The 16,940-nt window shown below is 57.7% G+C and carries 16 protein-coding genes; 5 read left to right on the top strand and 11 right to left on the bottom strand.

The window, feature by feature from the left end; translation table 11 throughout:
• Positions 1 to 36: 36 nt before the first annotated feature.
• A complete protein-coding gene (locus tag DS906_RS19735) occupies positions 37 to 918 on the top strand; it encodes an AEC family transporter (RefSeq protein WP_113791757.1) in 882 nt (293 codons plus the stop codon).
• Positions 919 to 978: 60 nt separating this feature from the next.
• On the top strand, positions 979 to 1,560 hold the full coding sequence (locus tag DS906_RS19740; protein WP_058279757.1) for a hypothetical protein: 582 nt from the start codon (positions 979 to 981) through the stop codon (positions 1,558 to 1,560).
• A gap of 12 nt (positions 1,561 to 1,572) precedes the next feature.
• On the opposite strand, the gene DS906_RS19745 is transcribed toward DS906_RS19740, so the two are convergent.
• The 4 genes from DS906_RS19745 to DS906_RS19760 form a co-directional block, all read right to left on the bottom strand.
• A complete protein-coding gene (locus DS906_RS19745) occupies positions 1,573 to 2,169 on the bottom strand; it encodes an outer membrane lipoprotein carrier protein LolA (protein ID WP_113791758.1) in 597 nt (198 codons plus the stop codon).
• A gap of 40 nt (positions 2,170 to 2,209) precedes the next feature.
• Positions 2,210 to 5,107: a DNA translocase FtsK gene (locus DS906_RS19750; RefSeq protein WP_113791759.1), complete on the bottom strand. Its 2,898-nt coding sequence runs from the start codon at positions 5,105 to 5,107 to the stop codon at positions 2,210 to 2,212.
• A gap of 14 nt (positions 5,108 to 5,121) precedes the next feature.
• Positions 5,122 to 6,303: an aminotransferase class I/II-fold pyridoxal phosphate-dependent enzyme gene (locus tag DS906_RS19755; protein ID WP_113791760.1), complete on the bottom strand. Its 1,182-nt coding sequence runs from the start codon at positions 6,301 to 6,303 to the stop codon at positions 5,122 to 5,124.
• Positions 6,304 to 6,411: 108 nt separating this feature from the next.
• Positions 6,412 to 7,740, bottom strand: coding sequence for an amidase (locus DS906_RS19760; protein ID WP_113791761.1), 1,329 nt, complete (start codon positions 7,738 to 7,740; stop codon positions 6,412 to 6,414).
• A 25-nt stretch (positions 7,741 to 7,765) separates the two neighbouring features.
• Between DS906_RS19760 and DS906_RS19765 the strand changes: the two genes are divergently transcribed.
• On the top strand, positions 7,766 to 9,055 hold the full coding sequence (locus tag DS906_RS19765) for an FAD-dependent monooxygenase (protein ID WP_233494849.1): 1,290 nt from the start codon (positions 7,766 to 7,768) through the stop codon (positions 9,053 to 9,055).
• Here the strand turns inward: DS906_RS19765 and DS906_RS19770 are convergent.
• From DS906_RS19770 to DS906_RS19795, 6 genes are all read right to left on the bottom strand, one after another.
• The gene (locus DS906_RS19770) at positions 9,052 to 9,237 is read right to left on the bottom strand and encodes a Trm112 family protein (protein ID WP_113791763.1); all 186 of its coding nucleotides are present in this window, start codon (positions 9,235 to 9,237) and stop codon (positions 9,052 to 9,054) included. The genes DS906_RS19765 and DS906_RS19770 overlap by 4 nt on opposite strands.
• Positions 9,234 to 9,875: an LON peptidase substrate-binding domain-containing protein gene (locus tag DS906_RS19775; protein ID WP_113791764.1), complete on the bottom strand. Its 642-nt coding sequence runs from the start codon at positions 9,873 to 9,875 to the stop codon at positions 9,234 to 9,236. The genes DS906_RS19770 and DS906_RS19775 overlap by 4 nt, the downstream gene beginning before the upstream one ends.
• Before the next feature lie 27 nt (positions 9,876 to 9,902).
• Positions 9,903 to 10,820, bottom strand: coding sequence for a thioredoxin (gene trxA / locus DS906_RS19780; RefSeq protein WP_113791765.1), 918 nt, complete (start codon positions 10,818 to 10,820; stop codon positions 9,903 to 9,905).
• A gap of 76 nt (positions 10,821 to 10,896) precedes the next feature.
• Positions 10,897 to 11,685 carry an exodeoxyribonuclease III gene (locus DS906_RS19785; RefSeq protein WP_113791766.1) on the bottom strand — a complete coding sequence of 263 codons (789 nt, stop codon included), beginning with the start codon at positions 11,683 to 11,685 and terminating at the stop codon, positions 10,897 to 10,899.
• A 214-nt stretch (positions 11,686 to 11,899) separates the two neighbouring features.
• Positions 11,900 to 13,573 (bottom strand): alkaline phosphatase family protein, encoded by a 1,674-nt coding sequence (locus DS906_RS19790; RefSeq protein WP_113791767.1) that lies wholly within the window; start codon positions 13,571 to 13,573, stop codon positions 11,900 to 11,902.
• Between the two features lie 266 nt (positions 13,574 to 13,839).
• Complete coding sequence (locus tag DS906_RS19795; protein WP_058272567.1) at positions 13,840 to 14,526, bottom strand: response regulator transcription factor; 687 nt, start codon at positions 14,524 to 14,526, stop codon at positions 13,840 to 13,842.
• 161 nt (positions 14,527 to 14,687) lie between these two features.
• Here DS906_RS19795 and ribA point away from each other — a divergent pair, with 161 nt between their 5' ends.
• Both ribA and DS906_RS19805 read left to right on the top strand, forming a co-directional pair.
• A complete protein-coding gene (gene ribA / locus DS906_RS19800) occupies positions 14,688 to 15,782 on the top strand; it encodes a GTP cyclohydrolase II (protein WP_113791768.1) in 1,095 nt (364 codons plus the stop codon).
• Positions 15,779 to 16,279: a L,D-transpeptidase gene (locus DS906_RS19805; RefSeq protein ID WP_113791769.1), complete on the top strand. Its 501-nt coding sequence runs from the start codon at positions 15,779 to 15,781 to the stop codon at positions 16,277 to 16,279. The genes ribA and DS906_RS19805 overlap by 4 nt, the downstream gene beginning before the upstream one ends.
• Here the strand turns inward: DS906_RS19805 and DS906_RS19810 are convergent.
• A complete protein-coding gene (locus DS906_RS19810; RefSeq protein WP_113791770.1) occupies positions 16,263 to 16,922 on the bottom strand; it encodes a YggS family pyridoxal phosphate-dependent enzyme in 660 nt (219 codons plus the stop codon). The genes DS906_RS19805 and DS906_RS19810 overlap by 17 nt on opposite strands.
• Positions 16,923 to 16,940 lie beyond the last annotated feature (18 nt).

Raw genomic sequence — 16,940 nt, forward strand, 5'->3', positions numbered from 1 at the left:
TGCCAATCATTGATCGGAAATTAAAGGAAACAGTCTGTGAACATCTTACTGACAGTGTTCGAAATTGTAGCGCCGGTTTTCCTGCTGGCGGGCATTGGATTCACCTGGGTCAAACTTGGTTTTGAGTACCGTTTGGAGTTTGTGACGCGCCTTGCCGTGACGCTTGCCGTGCCCAGCCTGATATTTGTGGCACTGATGCAGACCGAGATCCCGGCAGGAGAGTTGACCCGTTTCACACTGGCCGCAATTGCGGGACATGTTGGCCTTGCTGTGGCCTTGGGCGTTTTCGTTCGATTTTCAAACCTGGACCGCCGCACTTACCTGTCGCCGCTTATTTTTGGGAACACGGGCAATCTGGGTTTGCCGCTGTGTATTTTTGCGTTTGGTCAGGCAGGCCTTGGTTTTGCAGTCATTTTCCTGGCCATTACCGCCCTGTTTTCCTTCACCTATGGAATTTACCTCGTCGCTGGAAAGGGTGCATTCGGCAAAGTTGCGCGCGAACCGATGGTTTGGGCAACCCTGCTTGGGGCCTTATTCCTATGGCAGGACTGGGAAACGCCATTGTTCCTGACCAATACGCTAGAGCTGCTGGGCCAAATGGCCATCCCTATGATGTTGATTACAGTCGGTGTGGCAATTGCAAGGCTGACGACGCGCAAATTGAGTCAGGCGATCTGGCTGTCTATCCTGAAGCTTGTGGTCTGCTTCGCCCTTGGCTGGGCAATAGCCCGCTTCTTTGATCTGGATTCAACCGCCTTCGGCGTACTGGTCCTTCAGATGTGCACCCCGGTCGCAGTTACATCGTACCTACTGGCCGAGCGGTTTGACGCGGATTCGGACGCGGTTGCAGGGATGGTCATGGTATCAACTGTGCTGTCCGTGGGCGCTTTGCCTATAATTCTAGCCATTGTCCTATGACGATTGTGATTTCCTAAACGCTCAATTTGCGCTAGAATAAAGAAAAAAGGCACGAGGCACATGAGCAGAATTCTTTTCGTACTCTTCGGGGTGCTGCTTTTGGCATCCTGCGGTGGTGGGTCCAAACAGCCACCGAGCAGATTGAATGACGCGTGCAGCATTGCGCGCGAACGGCCTGATTTTATCAAGGCGTTCAAAAGCACCGAACGGAAATGGGGCGTCCCAATTCACGTTCAGATGGCGACAATCTATCAGGAAAGCCGCTATAAGCACGACGCACGCACACCGCACCAATACGTTCTGGGTGTGATCCCTATGGGCCGTCAAAGCAGCGCCTACGGTTTCAGTCAGGCGCTGGACGGCACCTGGGATGAATACCGCAAAGAGACCGGCAAACGGCGCGCCAAGCGGGACCGCATCCGCGATGCGTCAGATTTCATCGGCTGGTACATGAACAAAAGCCAACAGCGGAACGGTATTCACCCCACAGATACCCGCAACCAGTATCTGGCCTATCACGAGGGGCACACCGGCTTTGCCCGCGGCAGCCATAACAGCAAATCCTGGCTGTTGAACGTCGCCAATGACGTCGACGCACGCGCCAAGCTTTATCAGGCGCAGCTGGCCAATTGCCGCTACTGACAGAATTGCGGGTCAGCGATTGCCTGACCCGCTTCTTTTTGATCTGGAAAACAGATCGTTGCTGAGATTTCCGCCGGTACTCAACTGCCCCAGCAGAACGGTCGTCTGACTACCGGCATTGTCGTGAATGACCCATTTGCGCAGCTCAATCGGGTCCCCCGTGAACATCAGCTCAATCCGTCCGGATTCGGGGTTCTTTGGGTCCCGAGCGGTAACAACCGTGGCCGTCCCGTCAAAATCATGGGCGACCACCATATTCGCCTGTCCCAGATTGACGTTGCGCGCCAGCACCAGCGACAACGGCGTACGTTTTAGCGGGTACTGCTCCGGCGGTTGGTTCGATTTCGGATCAAAGATCTGCACCGTACCTGCGCGCGCCAGAACCACAGCGCTGTTGGGCGGGTCATATTCGAACCGCATCTTACCGGGGCGTTCCATCCACAGCTTTCCGGTACTCAGGGAACCGTCATCGTTAACTTGCGTAAACGTGGTCTCAACGGTTTTGAGGCCATTGAGGTAGTTTGAGATTTGCGACAACGGCAGCTTTTCAGCCGCCCAGGCCGCAGGCGCGGCGAGTGTCAAAGCAAGGGCAAAGGTAATCTGTTTCATAAGTCCCCAGATAAGCGCTCTGCCCTTGTTATTAAATATCCTATTGTTCAGGGACGAGGATTTCGCGTTTCCCGACATGATTTGCCGACGAAACAATGCTTTCATCCTCCATTTGCTCAACAAGTCGCGCAGCTTTGTTGTAGCCAATGGCAAGTTTCCGCTGAATGTACGAGGTCGAGCATTTGCGATCCTTGATCACAATCGCCACAGCCTGATCGTAAAGCGCGTCTTCGCCGTTGGTATTGCCGCCCGTGTTCAGGCCCAGAACCGCATCAATGTTGTCCGCTTTATCCTCAGATGGGCCGTCCAGCACGGTGTTCACATAGTCTGGTGGGCCGAACTGTTTTAGGTGGTTTACGATCTCTTCGACCTCTTCGTCCGACACAAACGGACCATGACAACGGGTAATCTTGGCACCGCCGGCCATGAAAAGCATATCACCCTGCCCCAAAAGCTGCTCGGCACCCATTTCACCCAAGATCGTGCGGCTGTCGATCTTTGAGGTCACCTGGAACGAAATCCGGGTTGGGAAGTTCGCCTTGATCGTACCAGTAATCACATCGACCGAGGGACGTTGCGTGGCCATGATCAGGTGAATACCCGAGGCCCGCGCCATCTGCGCCAGACGCTGGATGCAGGCTTCGATTTCTTTGCCCGCGACCATCATCAGGTCGGCCATCTCGTCAACAATCACGACGATGTAGGGCATCGCCTCGGGCGCGAATTCTTCAGTCTCGAACGTTGGCTCGCCGGTTTCGTCGTCAAACCCGGTCTGGACGGTGCGGCTGAACAATTCTCCTTTGGCCAGCGCGTCTTTTACGCGGCCATTGTAGCCCGCGATGTTGCGCACGCCCATCTTGGACATCTTGCGATAGCGGTCTTCCATCTCGCCCACGACCCATTTCAGGGCGACAACCGCCTTTTTCGGGTCGGTCACAACAGGCGAGAGAAGATGCGGAATGCCATCATAAACGGACAGTTCAAGCATCTTGGGGTCGATCATGATCAGGCGGCATTCATCCGGCGTCAGCTTGTACAGCAGCGACAGGATCATGGTGTTGATCGCGACCGACTTACCGGAACCGGTCGTCCCCGCAATCAGCAAGTGAGGCATCTTGGCCAGGTTTGCGACCATGGATTCGCCGCCGATATCCTTGCCCAGCGCCAGCGGCAGCGCGTGGTTGCCATCGCCGAAATCACGGCTGGCAAGGATTTCGCGCAACACCACCATCTCGCGGTTTTCATTCGGCAATTCAATCCCGATCACCGAGCGCCCCGGCAGGGTCGAAACACGTGCCGACAGCGCCGACATCGAGCGCGCGATATCATCGGCCAGACCGATAACCCGGCTGGCTTTCAGGCCCGGAGCAGGCTCTAGTTCGTACATGGTAACAACCGGGCCGGGGCGGACGCTGGTGATCTCACCCTTGACGCCATAGTCGTCCAGCACGTTTTCCAGCATGCGCGCGTTTTCTTCCAACGCCTCGTCGCTAAGGTGATGGCGCTGAATGCTGGAAGGGTTGGACAGCAGGCTCAAAGGCGGCAGCTCGAAGTCTGAATGCCGGTCTTCAAAGGACAGCCCAGGCTGTGCTTCGGCCTGTGCACGACGCGACGGCGCAGGCGCGCGGCGCACAGGCTGTGCCACCACGGGTTTGCGCGGTTCGGCCACTGGAATTTTCATCGCAGGAAGCGGGGCCGGTTCGGGCTCGGGCGCGTCTTCAAATACGGCCTCATCCTCATAGACGGGCTCGGGCGCAAAGTCCTGATGCAGGGGTTCCTGCTGCCATTCGGGTTCTGGCTCGGCTGTCAGCATCGGCTCGGGCGGCAGATCGTCCGAAGTCATCGGCGGCTCGGGCGGAAGCTCCTCTCCGCCTCTGGCGTTCAGGATCAGCGGGTCCGGCCCCCGGCCACGACCTTTGGTCAAAGGCAGGGTTGGATCGACCTCTGGCGCCACTTCACCTGCGGCCACTTTGCGATTGCGCACGGCTGCCGAAATCTTGGACTTGATACGATCTTCACCCGGCATTTCATCGAATCCGGCAACCGGTTCGCGGGCGACCAGTTCAGGTTCCGGCATGGGGTCGGCCCGGCGGATCAGGCTGGGCATCCGCGCCAGCAGACCTGGTTTTGCGGGTTCGGGCTCTTCGAAATCCGGCTCTTCGAACATCGGATCGGCATACGCCATATCATCGTCAAACACCGCATCGGTGGCCTCTGCGCGGATGGCCTTACGCTCTTCCCACTGTGCCCGGCGATCTCGTGCCGCCTGTGCGGTCACCGACGCACTGCGACCCAAGAGGTTCATCAGCATGTCATAGGACATCACAAGGCCCAACAAGAAGGCACGCGCGCCTTTGCGCACGTCGGCTTTTGTGAACCCAAGGACAAATGTACCCAGCACCAGCATGCCCGCGGCCATTGCCAGCGACATCAGTTTGACCATGAAATGGGATGAGATGGGCAGCAGCGTCAGCAACGCGCCCATGACGGTATCACCAAACAAACCACCCAGCCCAAAGCTGTGGGTCGTGCGCCAGGCCTCGCCCGGCACCAAAGTAGCGGCGTAGACTGAAACGATGGCAATCCAGATCGGCGCAAAGATCAGGCGGGCCACCGCTCGGTCCTCGCCAAAATGTCCGGCAAAGCGTATGCCCCAACCGATCAGCACCATTGCGATGCTCCAGCTGCCCCAACCCACGATCATGAACAGCGGCGCGGCGATCGACGCCCCAATTCGCCCCATCCAGTTTTGCACTGGCGCGTCGGTCGACACCATCCAGTTCGGATCATCCGGCGTGTAGGACCAGATCATCGCCGCCGAGGCCAGCCCCAGTAGGATCAGGGCGATCCCGATCAGTTCCTTGCTACGCCTTTCGATGGCGGCCTGGGTCGTACTGTCCAGCAATGGATCGCGGTTGCGCGCGTTATATGATGCCATTTTGCCCTCGTACCTCACGAATAGATGCAGTCACGGAGCGTAATCAGCCCCTGCCGCAACTCTGTTTTTGGGGCCACCATTGCGACCCGGATAAATTGCTCGCCCGGGTTCTGCCCCGGATCACCTTGAGAAAGATATGCACCAGGCAGAACCCGCACTCCGGTCTCCTGCCACAGCCTTAATGTGGTTTCCTCGCCATTTTCGACCGGCAGCCACAGGAAAAACCCGGCTTCAGGCGACATATAGCCCTGCACGCCCGCGAAAACCTCATCCGCGATCGTGTATTTTTCCTGATACAGCGCGCGGTTCTCTACAACATGCGCCTCATCTGCCCAAACTTTTGCGGCGGCAGCCTGCAAAGGCAACGGCAAAGGCGCACCTGCGTAGTTGCGTAGCTGCTTGACCCTCTTGATGGTCTCGGGACCACCGGCGATCAGGCCCGAGCGCAGACCAGCCAGATTGGACCGCTTTGACAGTGAATTGAACAAAGTGATCCGTTCCGGATCGGCCCCAAGTTCCTGCGCGACGGTCAGCACACCGGTTGGTGCCGTGTCGCGGTAAATCTCGGAATAACACTCATCCGCGAAGATGCGGAAATCATAGGTCTCAGCCAGTTTGATCAGTTCGACCCAATAGTCGCGCGAGGCGACTGCACCCTGCGGATTGGCAGGAGAACAGATATAGGCCGCCACGGTGCGGTTCAGAACGTCCTTTGGTAGCCCCGAATAGTTCGGCAAGTGACCTGTGGCGGCAGTTGCAGATACGAATACAGGCTCGGCACGAACCGACAGCGAGGCCACCATATAGACTTGGTAGAATGGATTCGGGCACAGAATGACGGGCTTTTCACCGTTTTTCTGCTCGGGGCACAGCGCCATCGCGGCGTTGTACAAACCTTCGCGCGTGCCGTTCAGCGCCATCACGTTGGTGTCGGGGTCCATCGAAACGCCATAGCGGCGATCAATCCAGTCAGTAATCGCCAACCGCAGCTCGGGCGACCCTTCGTTTGGCGGGTATCCCTTAAACCCGGCCGCGTTTTCTGTGATCACATCGGTGACCCACGCCGGGAAATCATGCATCGGCGCACCAATAGTCATGTGAATCACGTCAGCACCCGGCTGGTGATGATCCAACAGGGTGCGCAAACGCGGGAATGCATATTCCGGTAGGTCCGAAAACCGTTCGGGGAAATTCATAACTACTGCCTCAATACCGGGATCATTTCGCCCCGTTTTACAGGCAGACTACAGATCGCACCCGGTTTCGTCCAGACAAAGAGGTGGCGAATCAGGGGATTGTGGCATTCAGGCCAACGCCGCCTCGGTGGCTGATCCCAGCCTTAGCAGGGCCTCTTCCGAGCCCGGATAGCCCATCATCATCACGCCACATCCGGGGGCTCCGGTCGGCAGCGTCAGCGCAGCCAGCCCCATCAGATTGCCAATACGGGTGTTGCGCAGGGCCAGCAGGTTTTCCGTGACGTAGTAGTCATGGTCATTCATCAGCCGATCCAGATTCGGCGGCAGAATGGGGGCCGTGGGCGCGAGCACCGCATCAAACCCGGATGTGGCGGCATCCCATGCAGCCCGACAGGCTTTCAGCCTGGACCAGGCCGCGATGTAATCGGCACCGGTCGCGTTTTGACCCGACCGAAACCGTTCCAGAATCTCGGGATACATGGCGTCAGGGTTGGCTTCGATCACATCGCGCCACAACCCATAAGCTTCGGTCGTGTACAGAATGCCGGACAGCGCCATGGCGTCGTGCAACTCAGGAACCTCCAGCGGAACGATCTCGGCACCCGCCTTGGCGAGCTTTTGCAACCCATCCTCAAAGGCCTTGCGCGGTTCATCCCTCAGCTCGTCCTGCGCCACAGTCTGAAGATTGGCAAAACGGCGGCCTTTCAGACTGGCACCGCGAAGATCCGGTGGAGAACGCCCTTCGAGCAAGGCCAGCATATGGGCCGCGTCTTCGACTGAGCGGGTCAGTGGGCCAACAGTGTCGAACCGCAGACACAAGGGCACTGTTCCCTCAAGGCTGACGCGCCCGGCGGTGGTTTTCAGCCCAACCAGATTGTTCCAGGCCGACGGAATGCGCACCGACCCGCCCGTATCCGAACCGATCCCACAGGCGGCAAGCCCCCAGGCCACCGATGCTGCCGCGCCGGAGGAAGAGCCTCCGGATACCGCGTCTTCATCGTCAATGCATGGGGGCGTTCCAGTGATCGGGTTCAGGCCAAGGCCTGAGAAGGCCAGCTCGCTCATATGCGTCTTGCCCAGACAGACCGTGCCCATGGCGGTGGCGTTACGCACAACGACCGCGTCCATTTCGGGCACCCGGCCTTTCAGCAAGGCCGAGCCTGCCTCAGTCGCCGTGCCGGCGGTGTCGAACAGATCTTTCCAGCTGATCGGCACACCATCCAGGAGGGACCGCCGCAGGCCCAGATTGGCGCGCTCCTGCGCAGCCTGTGCCTCGGCCCTAGCACGATCATGCGTAACGCGGGCATAGATCCTGTCACGGTGCGGATGCGCGTCGATGGCGGCCAGATAGGTCTCGGTCAATTCAACTGGATCGATCTGTCCCATGCCGATACCCCGACCCAGATCACACGCCGTCATGGTCAGCCAGTCCTGCATCCCCGCCCCCTCTGGAAAAAGCACTTTGGAGGACGGTAGCGACAGGACCGCACATGGACAATCCCGAAAGGGCGCGCATATTGCAGGCATGGAACACAACTCGGACATCCTGATTGTAGGCGGCGGCCTGAACGGCCCGGCCCTGGCACTGGCACTGGCCCAGACGGGGCATTCCGTCACCGTTATCGACGCATTGGCCGAAAAAACGCGGAAAAACGCGGCTTTCGACGGGCGCGCCTATGCGCTGGCGCTGGCCTCGCAGCGCCTGCTGGCTGCGGTTGGCGTCTGGGACATAGTGGCAGACCATGCCCAGCCCATGCTTGAGATCAAGGTCACTGATGGCCATTCCGGCGCTGGTCCATCTCCATTTTTCCTGCATTTTGACCATGCCGAGATTGAAGAAGGCCCGATGGGCTACATGGTCGAAGACCGCCACCTGCGCCGCGCGTTTCTGGACACAATGGCCGAACAAAGCAGTATCACGCAGATCAGCGGTAAAACGGTTATTGGACAAGCCACCGACGATTCGGGCGTCACGCTGACGCTGGATGATGGCACAACCCTGACCGGCGGGCTGTTGGTTGGCTGTGATGGACGCCGCAGCGGCACCGCCGCGCGTGCCGGGATCAAGCGCACCGGCTGGGATTACGGCCAAACCGCGCTGGTTTGTGCCATCGAGCATGACCTGCCCCACAATGGCGTGGCGCATCAGTTCTTCATGCCCCCGGGCCCCTTGGCGATTCTGCCACTGACCGGCAATCGCAGCTCGATCGTCTGGAGCGAACGCTCTGAGATGGCCAAACGCATCAACGACATGCACGAGGCGGATTACCTGCAGGTATTGCGCCCGCGTTTCGGTGATTTTCTGGGGGACATCCGTCTGCAGGGTGACCGGTTCACCTATCCGTTGAACCTGACCATCGCCAATTCCTTTATTGGTGACCGCATGGCGCTGGTAGGCGACGCGGCCCACGGCATGCACCCAATCGCGGGTCAGGGTTTGAATGCAGGTCTTCGCGACGTAGGCGCTCTGGCCGAAGTTCTGACACTGGCTGGACGGCGCGGCGAGGATATCGCATCAGTTCTGGTACTGGAGCGCTATCAGGAATGGAGACGGTTCGACACGGCGGCGCTGGCCATGGCGACCGATGTGTTCAACAAGCTGTTTTCCAACGATAACCCGATACTGCGCTTCGGGCGCGACATCGGGATGGAGATCGTCGGTTCTATGCCAGGACTACGTCGCGGCTTTGTACGCGAGGCCGCCGGGCTAACCGGAGATCTGCCGAAACTACTGCAAGGGCACGCGATTTAATCCAGCTGCCGGGCTTCGTCCACCAGCATCACCGGGATACCGTTGCGGATTGGAAAGGCCAAATTGGCAGCTTTGGACACCAGTTCCTGCTTTTCGGCGTCGTAGTGCAAGGTGGTGTGCGTCTGCGGACAGATCAGCGCCTCAAGCATGTGGCGGTCAAAAGGGTGTTCGGCGTCGCTCATTGCAGTTTTTCCTCACTCGATCCGCCGCGCATGGCGAATTCAATCAATGTCACCAATGTCTCGCGGCGCGTGCGAAGGCAAGGTGCCTCAAGCAACGCCTGTTTATCTTCGGGATCGAAATCCATCAGCATCGACAGGGAATTCACTAACAGCTCGTCATCAGCGTCCTTCAACGTGTCCCAGTCGGTCGAAAGCTGACGCGAGGAAAAAAACCGTTCAAGAAGATCTAAGAATCGCGATCGGTCGAACGCATTGTCTGCTTCGGCCTTACCGAGATCGCGGTCAAACCCGTCCCATGAAACTGCACAGCGGCGATAAGGCGTAAACGCATCCAACTCGGACTTGATCCGAAACCGCGAGACACCGGACAGTGTAATCAGGTACCGGCCGTCTTCGGTTTCAGAGAATTGCGTCACACGCCCGGCACAGCCGATTTGATGCAGTTTGCTTTCGTTGGACTGACATGGGTTCGGCTGGATCATACCGATCAGCCGTTCAGGTGTTTTCAGCGCGTCGTCCAGCATTTGCAGGTAGCGCGGCTCAAAAATATGCAGCGGCAAGCGGGACCGGGGCAGCAACAGCGCCCCGGGCAATGGGAAAACGGATACCGTTTCCGGCAGATCAGCGGGATGCATCATGTACCCGAGTGTAGCCCTGATCAGGATTTAGGCAAATATCATCGAGCTGAGCTTGCGCCGCCCGTTCAGAACAATCGGATCATTGGGCTTCAGCGCGTCGAAAATGGTAAACATCTGCGCCTTTGCTGCGCCTTCATTCCACTCGCGGTCGCGGCGGAACAGTTCCAGCAACTGCGTAACAGCCTCTTCAACTTCACCATTGGCGTGCAGCGCCTGCGCAAGATCGAACCGCGCCTGATGATTGTCGGCATCGGCCTCGACCGCCGCTTTCAGCTCACCCACCGGGCCTGCATCGGCCGCTTGTTTCGCCAGCTCAAGCTGGGCATGGGCTGCTTCAACCTCGGCCGAGGTTGAAATCTCTGCGGGTGCGCCATTCAAAATGGCCTCGGCCTGCTCCAGATCGCCTGCGGCAATATGGGCGCGCACCAGACCGCCATAAGCGGCGGCGTGGTTCGGGTCTTCCCCCAGAATGGCGGAAAAGGTCTGTGCGGCGTCGACGGCTGCGCCATCGGCCAGCATTTCTTCGGCAGCCAGAACAGCGTCATCCAGCTGCCCCCCGGGGCTTTCACCACCTGCGGCCTCAATCACCCGGTCCACGAACGCCTTGATCTCGGACCCTGGAACGGCACCCTGAAACCCATCAACCGGCTGTCCTTTATGGAACGCGTACACCGTCGGGATCGACTGAACGCGCATTTGAGAGGCGATCATCTGCGCCTCATCCACGTTGATCTTGACCATCTTCACCGCCCCTTTGGCGGCGGTCACAGCCTCTTCCAGCAACGGTCCCAGCGTTTTGCACGGACCACACCAAGGTGCCCAGAAATCCACGATTACTGGGATTTCCTGCGAGGCCTCGACAACATCGGCCATAAAGGTGGCCTCGGATCCGTCCTTGATCAGATCGGCAGTATCAGGTTCGGCTGCGGCGTTCAGAAGGTCCATGGCATTCACTCTTTCGTTCGAATTTGGCCCCTATATGCAACTGCAAAGGGCAGAAACCAAGGGGAGAGTTGCAGGATCAAAGGTCGAATGTCGCAAAGACCGGTGCGTGGTCGCTGGGTTTTTCCCACCCGCGCGCATCGCGCAGAACGCGGCTGGAGTGCCCCGCGTTCGAGATATCCTGCGTGGCCCAGACATGATCCAGACGCCGCCCCTTGTCGGCTGCGTCCCAATCGCGGGCGCGATAGGACCACCAACTGTACAGCTGCCCCTCGGGGACGTCCTGACGGGTTATGTCCACCCATCCGCCCGCGTACTGCGTTTCGGCCAGCGCCTCAACCTCGATCGGTGTGTGCGAAACGACCTTGAGCAGTTTTTTGTGCGACCAGACGTCGTCCTCGCGCGGTGCGATGTTCAGATCGCCAACCAGAATGGACTTTTCGGGCTTTTCGGCATGGAACCAGTCGCGCATATCCGTGAGGTAATCGAGCTTCTGCCCGAACTTCTCGTTCTTTTCACGGTCCGGGATGTCGCCACCGGCGGGGACGTAGAAATTGTGAATGGTGACACCATTTTCCAACCGCCCAGCGATGTGGCGGGCGTGGCCGAGACCGGCGAAATCCTTGTCACCGACCTCTTCCATCGGCAGGCGCGACAGGATGGCGACGCCGTTATACCCCTTCTGGCCCCTTGCAACCATGTGGGTGTACCCCAGTTCGGCAAATCCTTCGGTCGGGATTTTCTCAACCGGAGACTTGCACTCCTGCAAACACAATACATCGGGAGCTTCTTCCTGCAGTAATTTCAGCACGATAGGCTCGCGCAGGCGGACCGAGTTGATGTTCCAGGTGGCAAGGGTAAAGGGCATGGGGGATTCCTCTGTCGCGGTTGGTCGGAGGTTAGCGTGGTGAGGGATGGGGTGCCATAGGAAACGATCGAGGAAGAGCAGCTAAGCGGACAAACCTGCCGTTCGTTGAGGTAACTCTCCAGATTTAGCCAAACTTGGGAGATTGGGCCAAAGATCACTGTTTTCTCCACCAAGACGCATTACAGTCGGTCACTCGACTAAAAGACAAGACCGCTTATGGATCTGTAACGCTAATTTCGCTTAAAGCTTCACCCGCAGCACTGCTAGGCTGGCTGATACCAAAAATAGTGCTCAGAGTGACGGCCACGTCTACCGTGGAAACCGGACGGCTGACGCGAGTTGGCTTGATACCTGGACCAGCGAAAATGATTGGAACATGCGTGTCGTAGCGCCAAGGCGATCCGTGCATTACGGCAATTGGACCTTCCTCGAAGAGAAATGAATAAGGTGTCTGAACAACGTAAATGTCGCCAGAACGTGTCGGGTGATAGTTTCGCCGAATGTGCTCCTCAAGGGTATGCCCTCGTTGTTCAGCAAACGGTTCAGTTGGCATCGCAAGCTCAATGCCCGGTGCAGCCATCAAGTTTTCGACGATGCGTCGCTCGATAACACGCCTATCGGCGCCTGACGCTTTAATGGCGGCATTGTCCAGATATGCGTAAGGACGAAAAAAGAACTGTATTGCGGATTCCACTCCGAACTCATCGGCGATGACCGAATTCACATCTATCATCAATGCTTCGGTGGAGTTACGGAATGTCGAAAGCCCGGCTTCGGCCATCTCTTCTGGCGCTTCCGGCATGCCATGATCGGCGGAAAGAACATAAAGCACATTCGCACGTCCAACCTCTCGATCCATGAACTCAAAGAAATCAGCCAGTGTCTCATCCAAACAACGCACCATTTCTTCATTTTCTAGGCTGGATGGTCCGAAGAAATGGTTGGTTGCGTCTACACCTGAAAAACTGATGCTTAGGTAGTCTGGCCATTTATCATCACCAAGCCCCTCCTCTTTGACTACAGTTTTTGCAAAGTCGGCCGTAATCCGGTCCCCATGCGGCGACAACAGAACCTGCGTGTAATATAGCCCGTCATCCGGAGTCCCATAGAAATGGGGGAAAGTGCGACCGAAAGTGCCAAGGTTCGTTACGAAGGAGCGTTCCTTTCTTTCCATTAGGTACGGTGCGTCTGAACACTCCGGCCACCATTCACTTTCGATCTTCGCATCTGCGGGGCGTTTGGAATTCCAATCGAGAACCCAATCTGGATAAGCGTCATAGTAAAATTTACTTGTTTCAAATGCCCCTGTAGCCGCCGACAGCCATAGAGCTTTTCCAGAATGCCCTGCCATTGCAACCGCCGAACGGTCTTTACCAGATACGGAAAACACTTTTGATCGACCGGCATTTGCTTTCACCAGCTCGTCTCCGAACGTCGTCGCCAACAAGTTAACGGGAGAACGGCCCGAAGTCACTGCAGCGGCTTGTGTCGGGTCGACTTGATCAAGGTTTCCACCGAAGCCTGGAACCGGCAACATCGGGTAGTCCGGATCTTCAATATTGTATCCCAATCGCTCTTCAGCCCTGTTGAACCAGGCATTGCCAATCATTCCATGCTCAGAGGGATGGGCTCCTGTAGCGAGTGTCGCGTGGCCAACAATGGTTTCGGTGTTGGCGTGACGATGATGAGCGTCGGTGTACCAGACGCCGCTTTCCATAAGCCTTTTGAAGCCGGCCGCGCCGAAGGCGGCTTCATAACGAGAAATCAAGTCTCCGCGCAGTCCGTCAATTGTGATTTGCACAACGAGTCGGATGTCTTCCGTTGCACTAGCTGCCGTCGTGGAAATTGAAAAAAGGAGTGTTGAGACGATGGCAAATGATCGCTGCATTTATGACCTCATAGAACTACCCAATTCTCTGAATACCAGCATCTGGGTCCACCGGCTACTGAGGGTCACTAAAGATGCGTTTTTGAACTTCCGCTTTGGGCTCGAACCGGACATTCGTTCACACCTGCCGCCCCAAAAAAAGGCCGGGCCATAAGGCCCGGCAGTCCAACAGGGAGGTGCATGTCATAACCCGGACATGCGCGGGTTGGGAGTACTCTAATTACACATCCAGAGTATCACTTTGATCCACGTCAATCCACCCGGAGTTACGAGACCAAGCGATATCCGCCCGATTCTGTGACCAAAAGGCGCGCGTTCGATGGATCAGGTTCGATCTTTTGGCGCAGACGATAGATGTGGGTTTCCAGCGTATGTGTGGTGACACCGGCGTTATAACCCCAGACCTCGTGCAGCAGGACGTCGCGGGCGACCACGCCATCTGCCGAGCGGTACAGGAACTTGAGAATGTTGGTTTCTTTCTCGGTCAGGCGGATCTTTCGATCCTCTTCGGTGATCAACATCTTCATCGCCGGCTTAAAGGTATACGGCCCCAACACAAAGACCGCGTCTTCGGATTGTTCATGCTGGCGCAACTGCGCGCGGATGCGGGCCAGCAAGACCGGAAATTTGAACGGCTTAGAGACGTAATCATTGGCACCGGCATCCAAACCCAGAATGGTATCTGCGTCGCTGTCATGGCCGGTCAGCATCAGGATCGGGCTTTTGACGCCTTGTTTGCGCATCAGACGGCACAGCTCACGACCGTCCGTATCCGGCAGACCGACGTCCAGAATGACCAGATCGTAAATCGCCTCGCGTGCGCGCTCCATGGCGGATTGACCGTCTGCCGCTTCGAACACGTCGAAATCCTCGGTCATCACGAGTTGCTCGCTGAGCGCCTCGCGCAGATCTTCATCGTCATCCACCAGCAGGATTTTCTTGAGCTGAGCCATGTCCGGTCCTCCTAAGCCTTTTCCACCATTTGCGTGCGGAAGATGCAATCAACAAGATTTACTGCAATGGTCTCACGCCCTCGTGTCTGACGCAGAGGAATTGTTTCACTTTTTCTTCTGTTCGGGTTAGACGAAGACCAACACGTTATAGGGTAACATAGATGAGTCTTATCCCCGATATCTCGGAATTACTGGCACGGGCCCGCGCGGATTTGCGCATGGGCGTTCCAGTCGTATTGACTGATGACAGCGGATTCAGCGTCATAGCGATTGCGTCTGAGACATTAAGTGCGCAGCGGCTGGCCGATTTGCGGAGTTTCGAAGGCCAACCCGTGGTCGCAGTTACCGTAAGACGCGCCGAAACGCTGAAGGCGCGCGCCTATGATGGCGATCTCGCACGGGTAATCATCCCATCGGACACTGACATCGCATGGGTTCAGGCCGTTGCCGACCCCTCGGATGATCTGAACACCCCGATGAAGGGCCCCCTAATGTCCGAACGTCAGGGTAGTGCCAATCTGCACCGTATTGCCATCGCTTTGACGAAGTCCGCACGCCTCTTGCCGACCGCCGTGGTGGTTCCCATTGATGACGGTCGCGATTTTGCGGTGGCACACGGCCTGACCTGCATCGACCATACCCGCGCTGCACCGCATCTGGCAGATCGAAGCGCCCTGCACGCGATTGCAGCCGCGCGCCTGCCGATGGAAGTGTCCGAGGCCGGTCGGCTGCACGTTTTCCGCCCCGAAGATGGCGGAGAAGAACACTATGCCGTAGAAATCGGTCGCCCGGACCGAAGCAAACCTGTGCTGGCCCGTTTGCATTCGGCCTGTTTCACGGGCGACTTGATGGGCAGCTTGAAATGCGATTGCGGGCCCCAGTTGCGCGGAGCGCTGGCCCAGATGGGGTCTGAGGGCGCGGGCGTGTTGCTGTATCTCAACCAGGAAGGGCGCGGTATCGGCCTTGCCAACAAAATGCGGGCCTATTTCCTGCAGGATCAGGGCTTTGACACGGTCGAGGCCAATCACCGATTGGGATTCGAAGACGATGAACGCGATTTCCGACTGGGCTCGGACATTCTGAAAGAACTTGGTTTTTCGTCGGTTCGGTTACTGACAAACAACCCGGCGAAAATCGCGATGATGGAACAGACAGGCATCGCAGTGACCGAAAGGGTGCCGCTGAAAGTGGGTGAAACGGCCCATAACCGGGGATATCTGGCAACCAAGGCCGCGAAATCAGGCCATTTGCTGTGACCCCCGACGATCTGGTTCTTACGCCTCACGGTGTTCGGTTTGCCGGGCGTCTCTTTCCGTGTTCGATCGGAAAAGGCGGCCTGACAGATGACAAGCGCGAAGGCGATGGGGCAACGCCAATCGGGGTACATCACATTGTCGGCATGCTGTTTCGGCCGGACAGGCTCACTGCTCCGGCCTCATGGGCCATCCCCATAGGCCCCGGCGACCTTTGGTCTGATGACAGCGCGGACAGCCACTATAATCAGATGGTCAGCGCGCCCTATGCGCCCAGCCACGAAAAGCTGCGGCGCGCGGATCCTTTGTATGATCTGGTGCTGATCACCGACTGGAACTGGCCTAACTCTGTGTCAGACCGGGGATCAGCCATTTTCCTTCACCAATGGAGACGCCCCGGCTACCCGACCGAGGGCTGCGTCGCGTTTCGCCGAGACCATCTGCATTGGATCGCGCGTAGAGTTTCCCCCGGAACGCGTCTGATTATCCCGCAGGTTTGACCCTCTCGCCAAAGATGGCGGACCCCACGCGCACGTGGGTGGCACCCAACGCAATCGCCTGCTCGAAATCACCGCTCATCCCCATCGACAAGCCCGGCAACCCGTTGCGTTCGGCAATTTTGGCCAGCAACGCAAAATGCAGCGAGGGTTCTTCTTCAACTGGTGGAATTGCCATCAATCCCTGAACCGGCAAATCCAGTTCGCGGCACTCGGCGATGAAGGCGTCCGCATCTGCCGGCATGATCCCTGCTTTCTGTTCTTCTTCTCCGGTATTGACCTGGATGAACAGATCCGGACATTGGCCAAGCTCTTGCGCCAGCCGCGCCAGTGTTTTGGCCAGCTTGGGCCGATCCACCGAGTGAACCGCGTTGAACAGCTCCATTGCCTGCCGGGCCTTGTTGGTTTGCAGCGGTCCGATCAAATGCAGGTCTATCCCTGAGAATTTCTCCTTAAAGCCCGGCCATTTTTCGGCCGCTTCCTGCACACGGTTTTCCCCGAAACAGCGGTGGCCATGGCCTAGCACAGCCTCAACACGTTCATTCGGCTGGACCTTTGAAACCGCGATCAGCTTTGTCGATCCCGCAAGTCGTCCGGCGGCGGATTCGGCCTTGGCGATGCGGGCAGTGATGTCGTGCAGCGACATGGATTTCCTCTCTCTGCT

The sequence above is a fragment of the Ruegeria sp. A3M17 genome, from assembly GCF_003318255.1.
In the GTDB taxonomy this organism is placed as follows: Bacteria; Pseudomonadota; Alphaproteobacteria; order Rhodobacterales; family Rhodobacteraceae; genus Ruegeria.

Excerpts from the sequence above, each read along its gene's own strand:
- DS906_RS19740 (WP_058279757.1), top strand. The coding sequence starts at position 979 with ATGAGCAGAATTCTTTTCGTACTCTTCGGGGTGCTGCTTTTGGCATCC.
- DS906_RS19745 (WP_113791758.1), bottom strand. The coding sequence starts at position 2,169 with ATGAAACAGATTACCTTTGCCCTTGCTTTGACACTCGCCGCGCCTGCG.
- DS906_RS19750 (WP_113791759.1), bottom strand. The coding sequence starts at position 5,107 with ATGGCATCATATAACGCGCGCAACCGCGATCCATTGCTGGACAGTACG.
- DS906_RS19755 (WP_113791760.1), bottom strand. The coding sequence starts at position 6,303 with ATGAATTTCCCCGAACGGTTTTCGGACCTACCGGAATATGCATTCCCG.
- DS906_RS19760 (WP_113791761.1), bottom strand. The coding sequence starts at position 7,740 with ATGCAGGACTGGCTGACCATGACGGCGTGTGATCTGGGTCGGGGTATC.
- DS906_RS19770 (WP_113791763.1), bottom strand. The coding sequence starts at position 9,237 with ATGAGCGACGCCGAACACCCTTTTGACCGCCACATGCTTGAGGCGCTG.
- DS906_RS19775 (WP_113791764.1), bottom strand. The coding sequence starts at position 9,875 with ATGATGCATCCCGCTGATCTGCCGGAAACGGTATCCGTTTTCCCATTG.
- trxA (WP_113791765.1), bottom strand. The coding sequence starts at position 10,820 with ATGGACCTTCTGAACGCCGCAGCCGAACCTGATACTGCCGATCTGATC.
- DS906_RS19785 (WP_113791766.1), bottom strand. The coding sequence starts at position 11,685 with ATGCCCTTTACCCTTGCCACCTGGAACATCAACTCGGTCCGCCTGCGC.
- DS906_RS19790 (WP_113791767.1), bottom strand. The coding sequence starts at position 13,573 with ATGCAGCGATCATTTGCCATCGTCTCAACACTCCTTTTTTCAATTTCC.
- DS906_RS19795 (WP_058272567.1), bottom strand. The coding sequence starts at position 14,526 with ATGGCTCAGCTCAAGAAAATCCTGCTGGTGGATGACGATGAAGATCTG.
- ribA (WP_113791768.1), top strand. The coding sequence starts at position 14,688 with ATGAGTCTTATCCCCGATATCTCGGAATTACTGGCACGGGCCCGCGCG.
- DS906_RS19810 (WP_113791770.1), bottom strand. The coding sequence starts at position 16,922 with ATGTCGCTGCACGACATCACTGCCCGCATCGCCAAGGCCGAATCCGCC.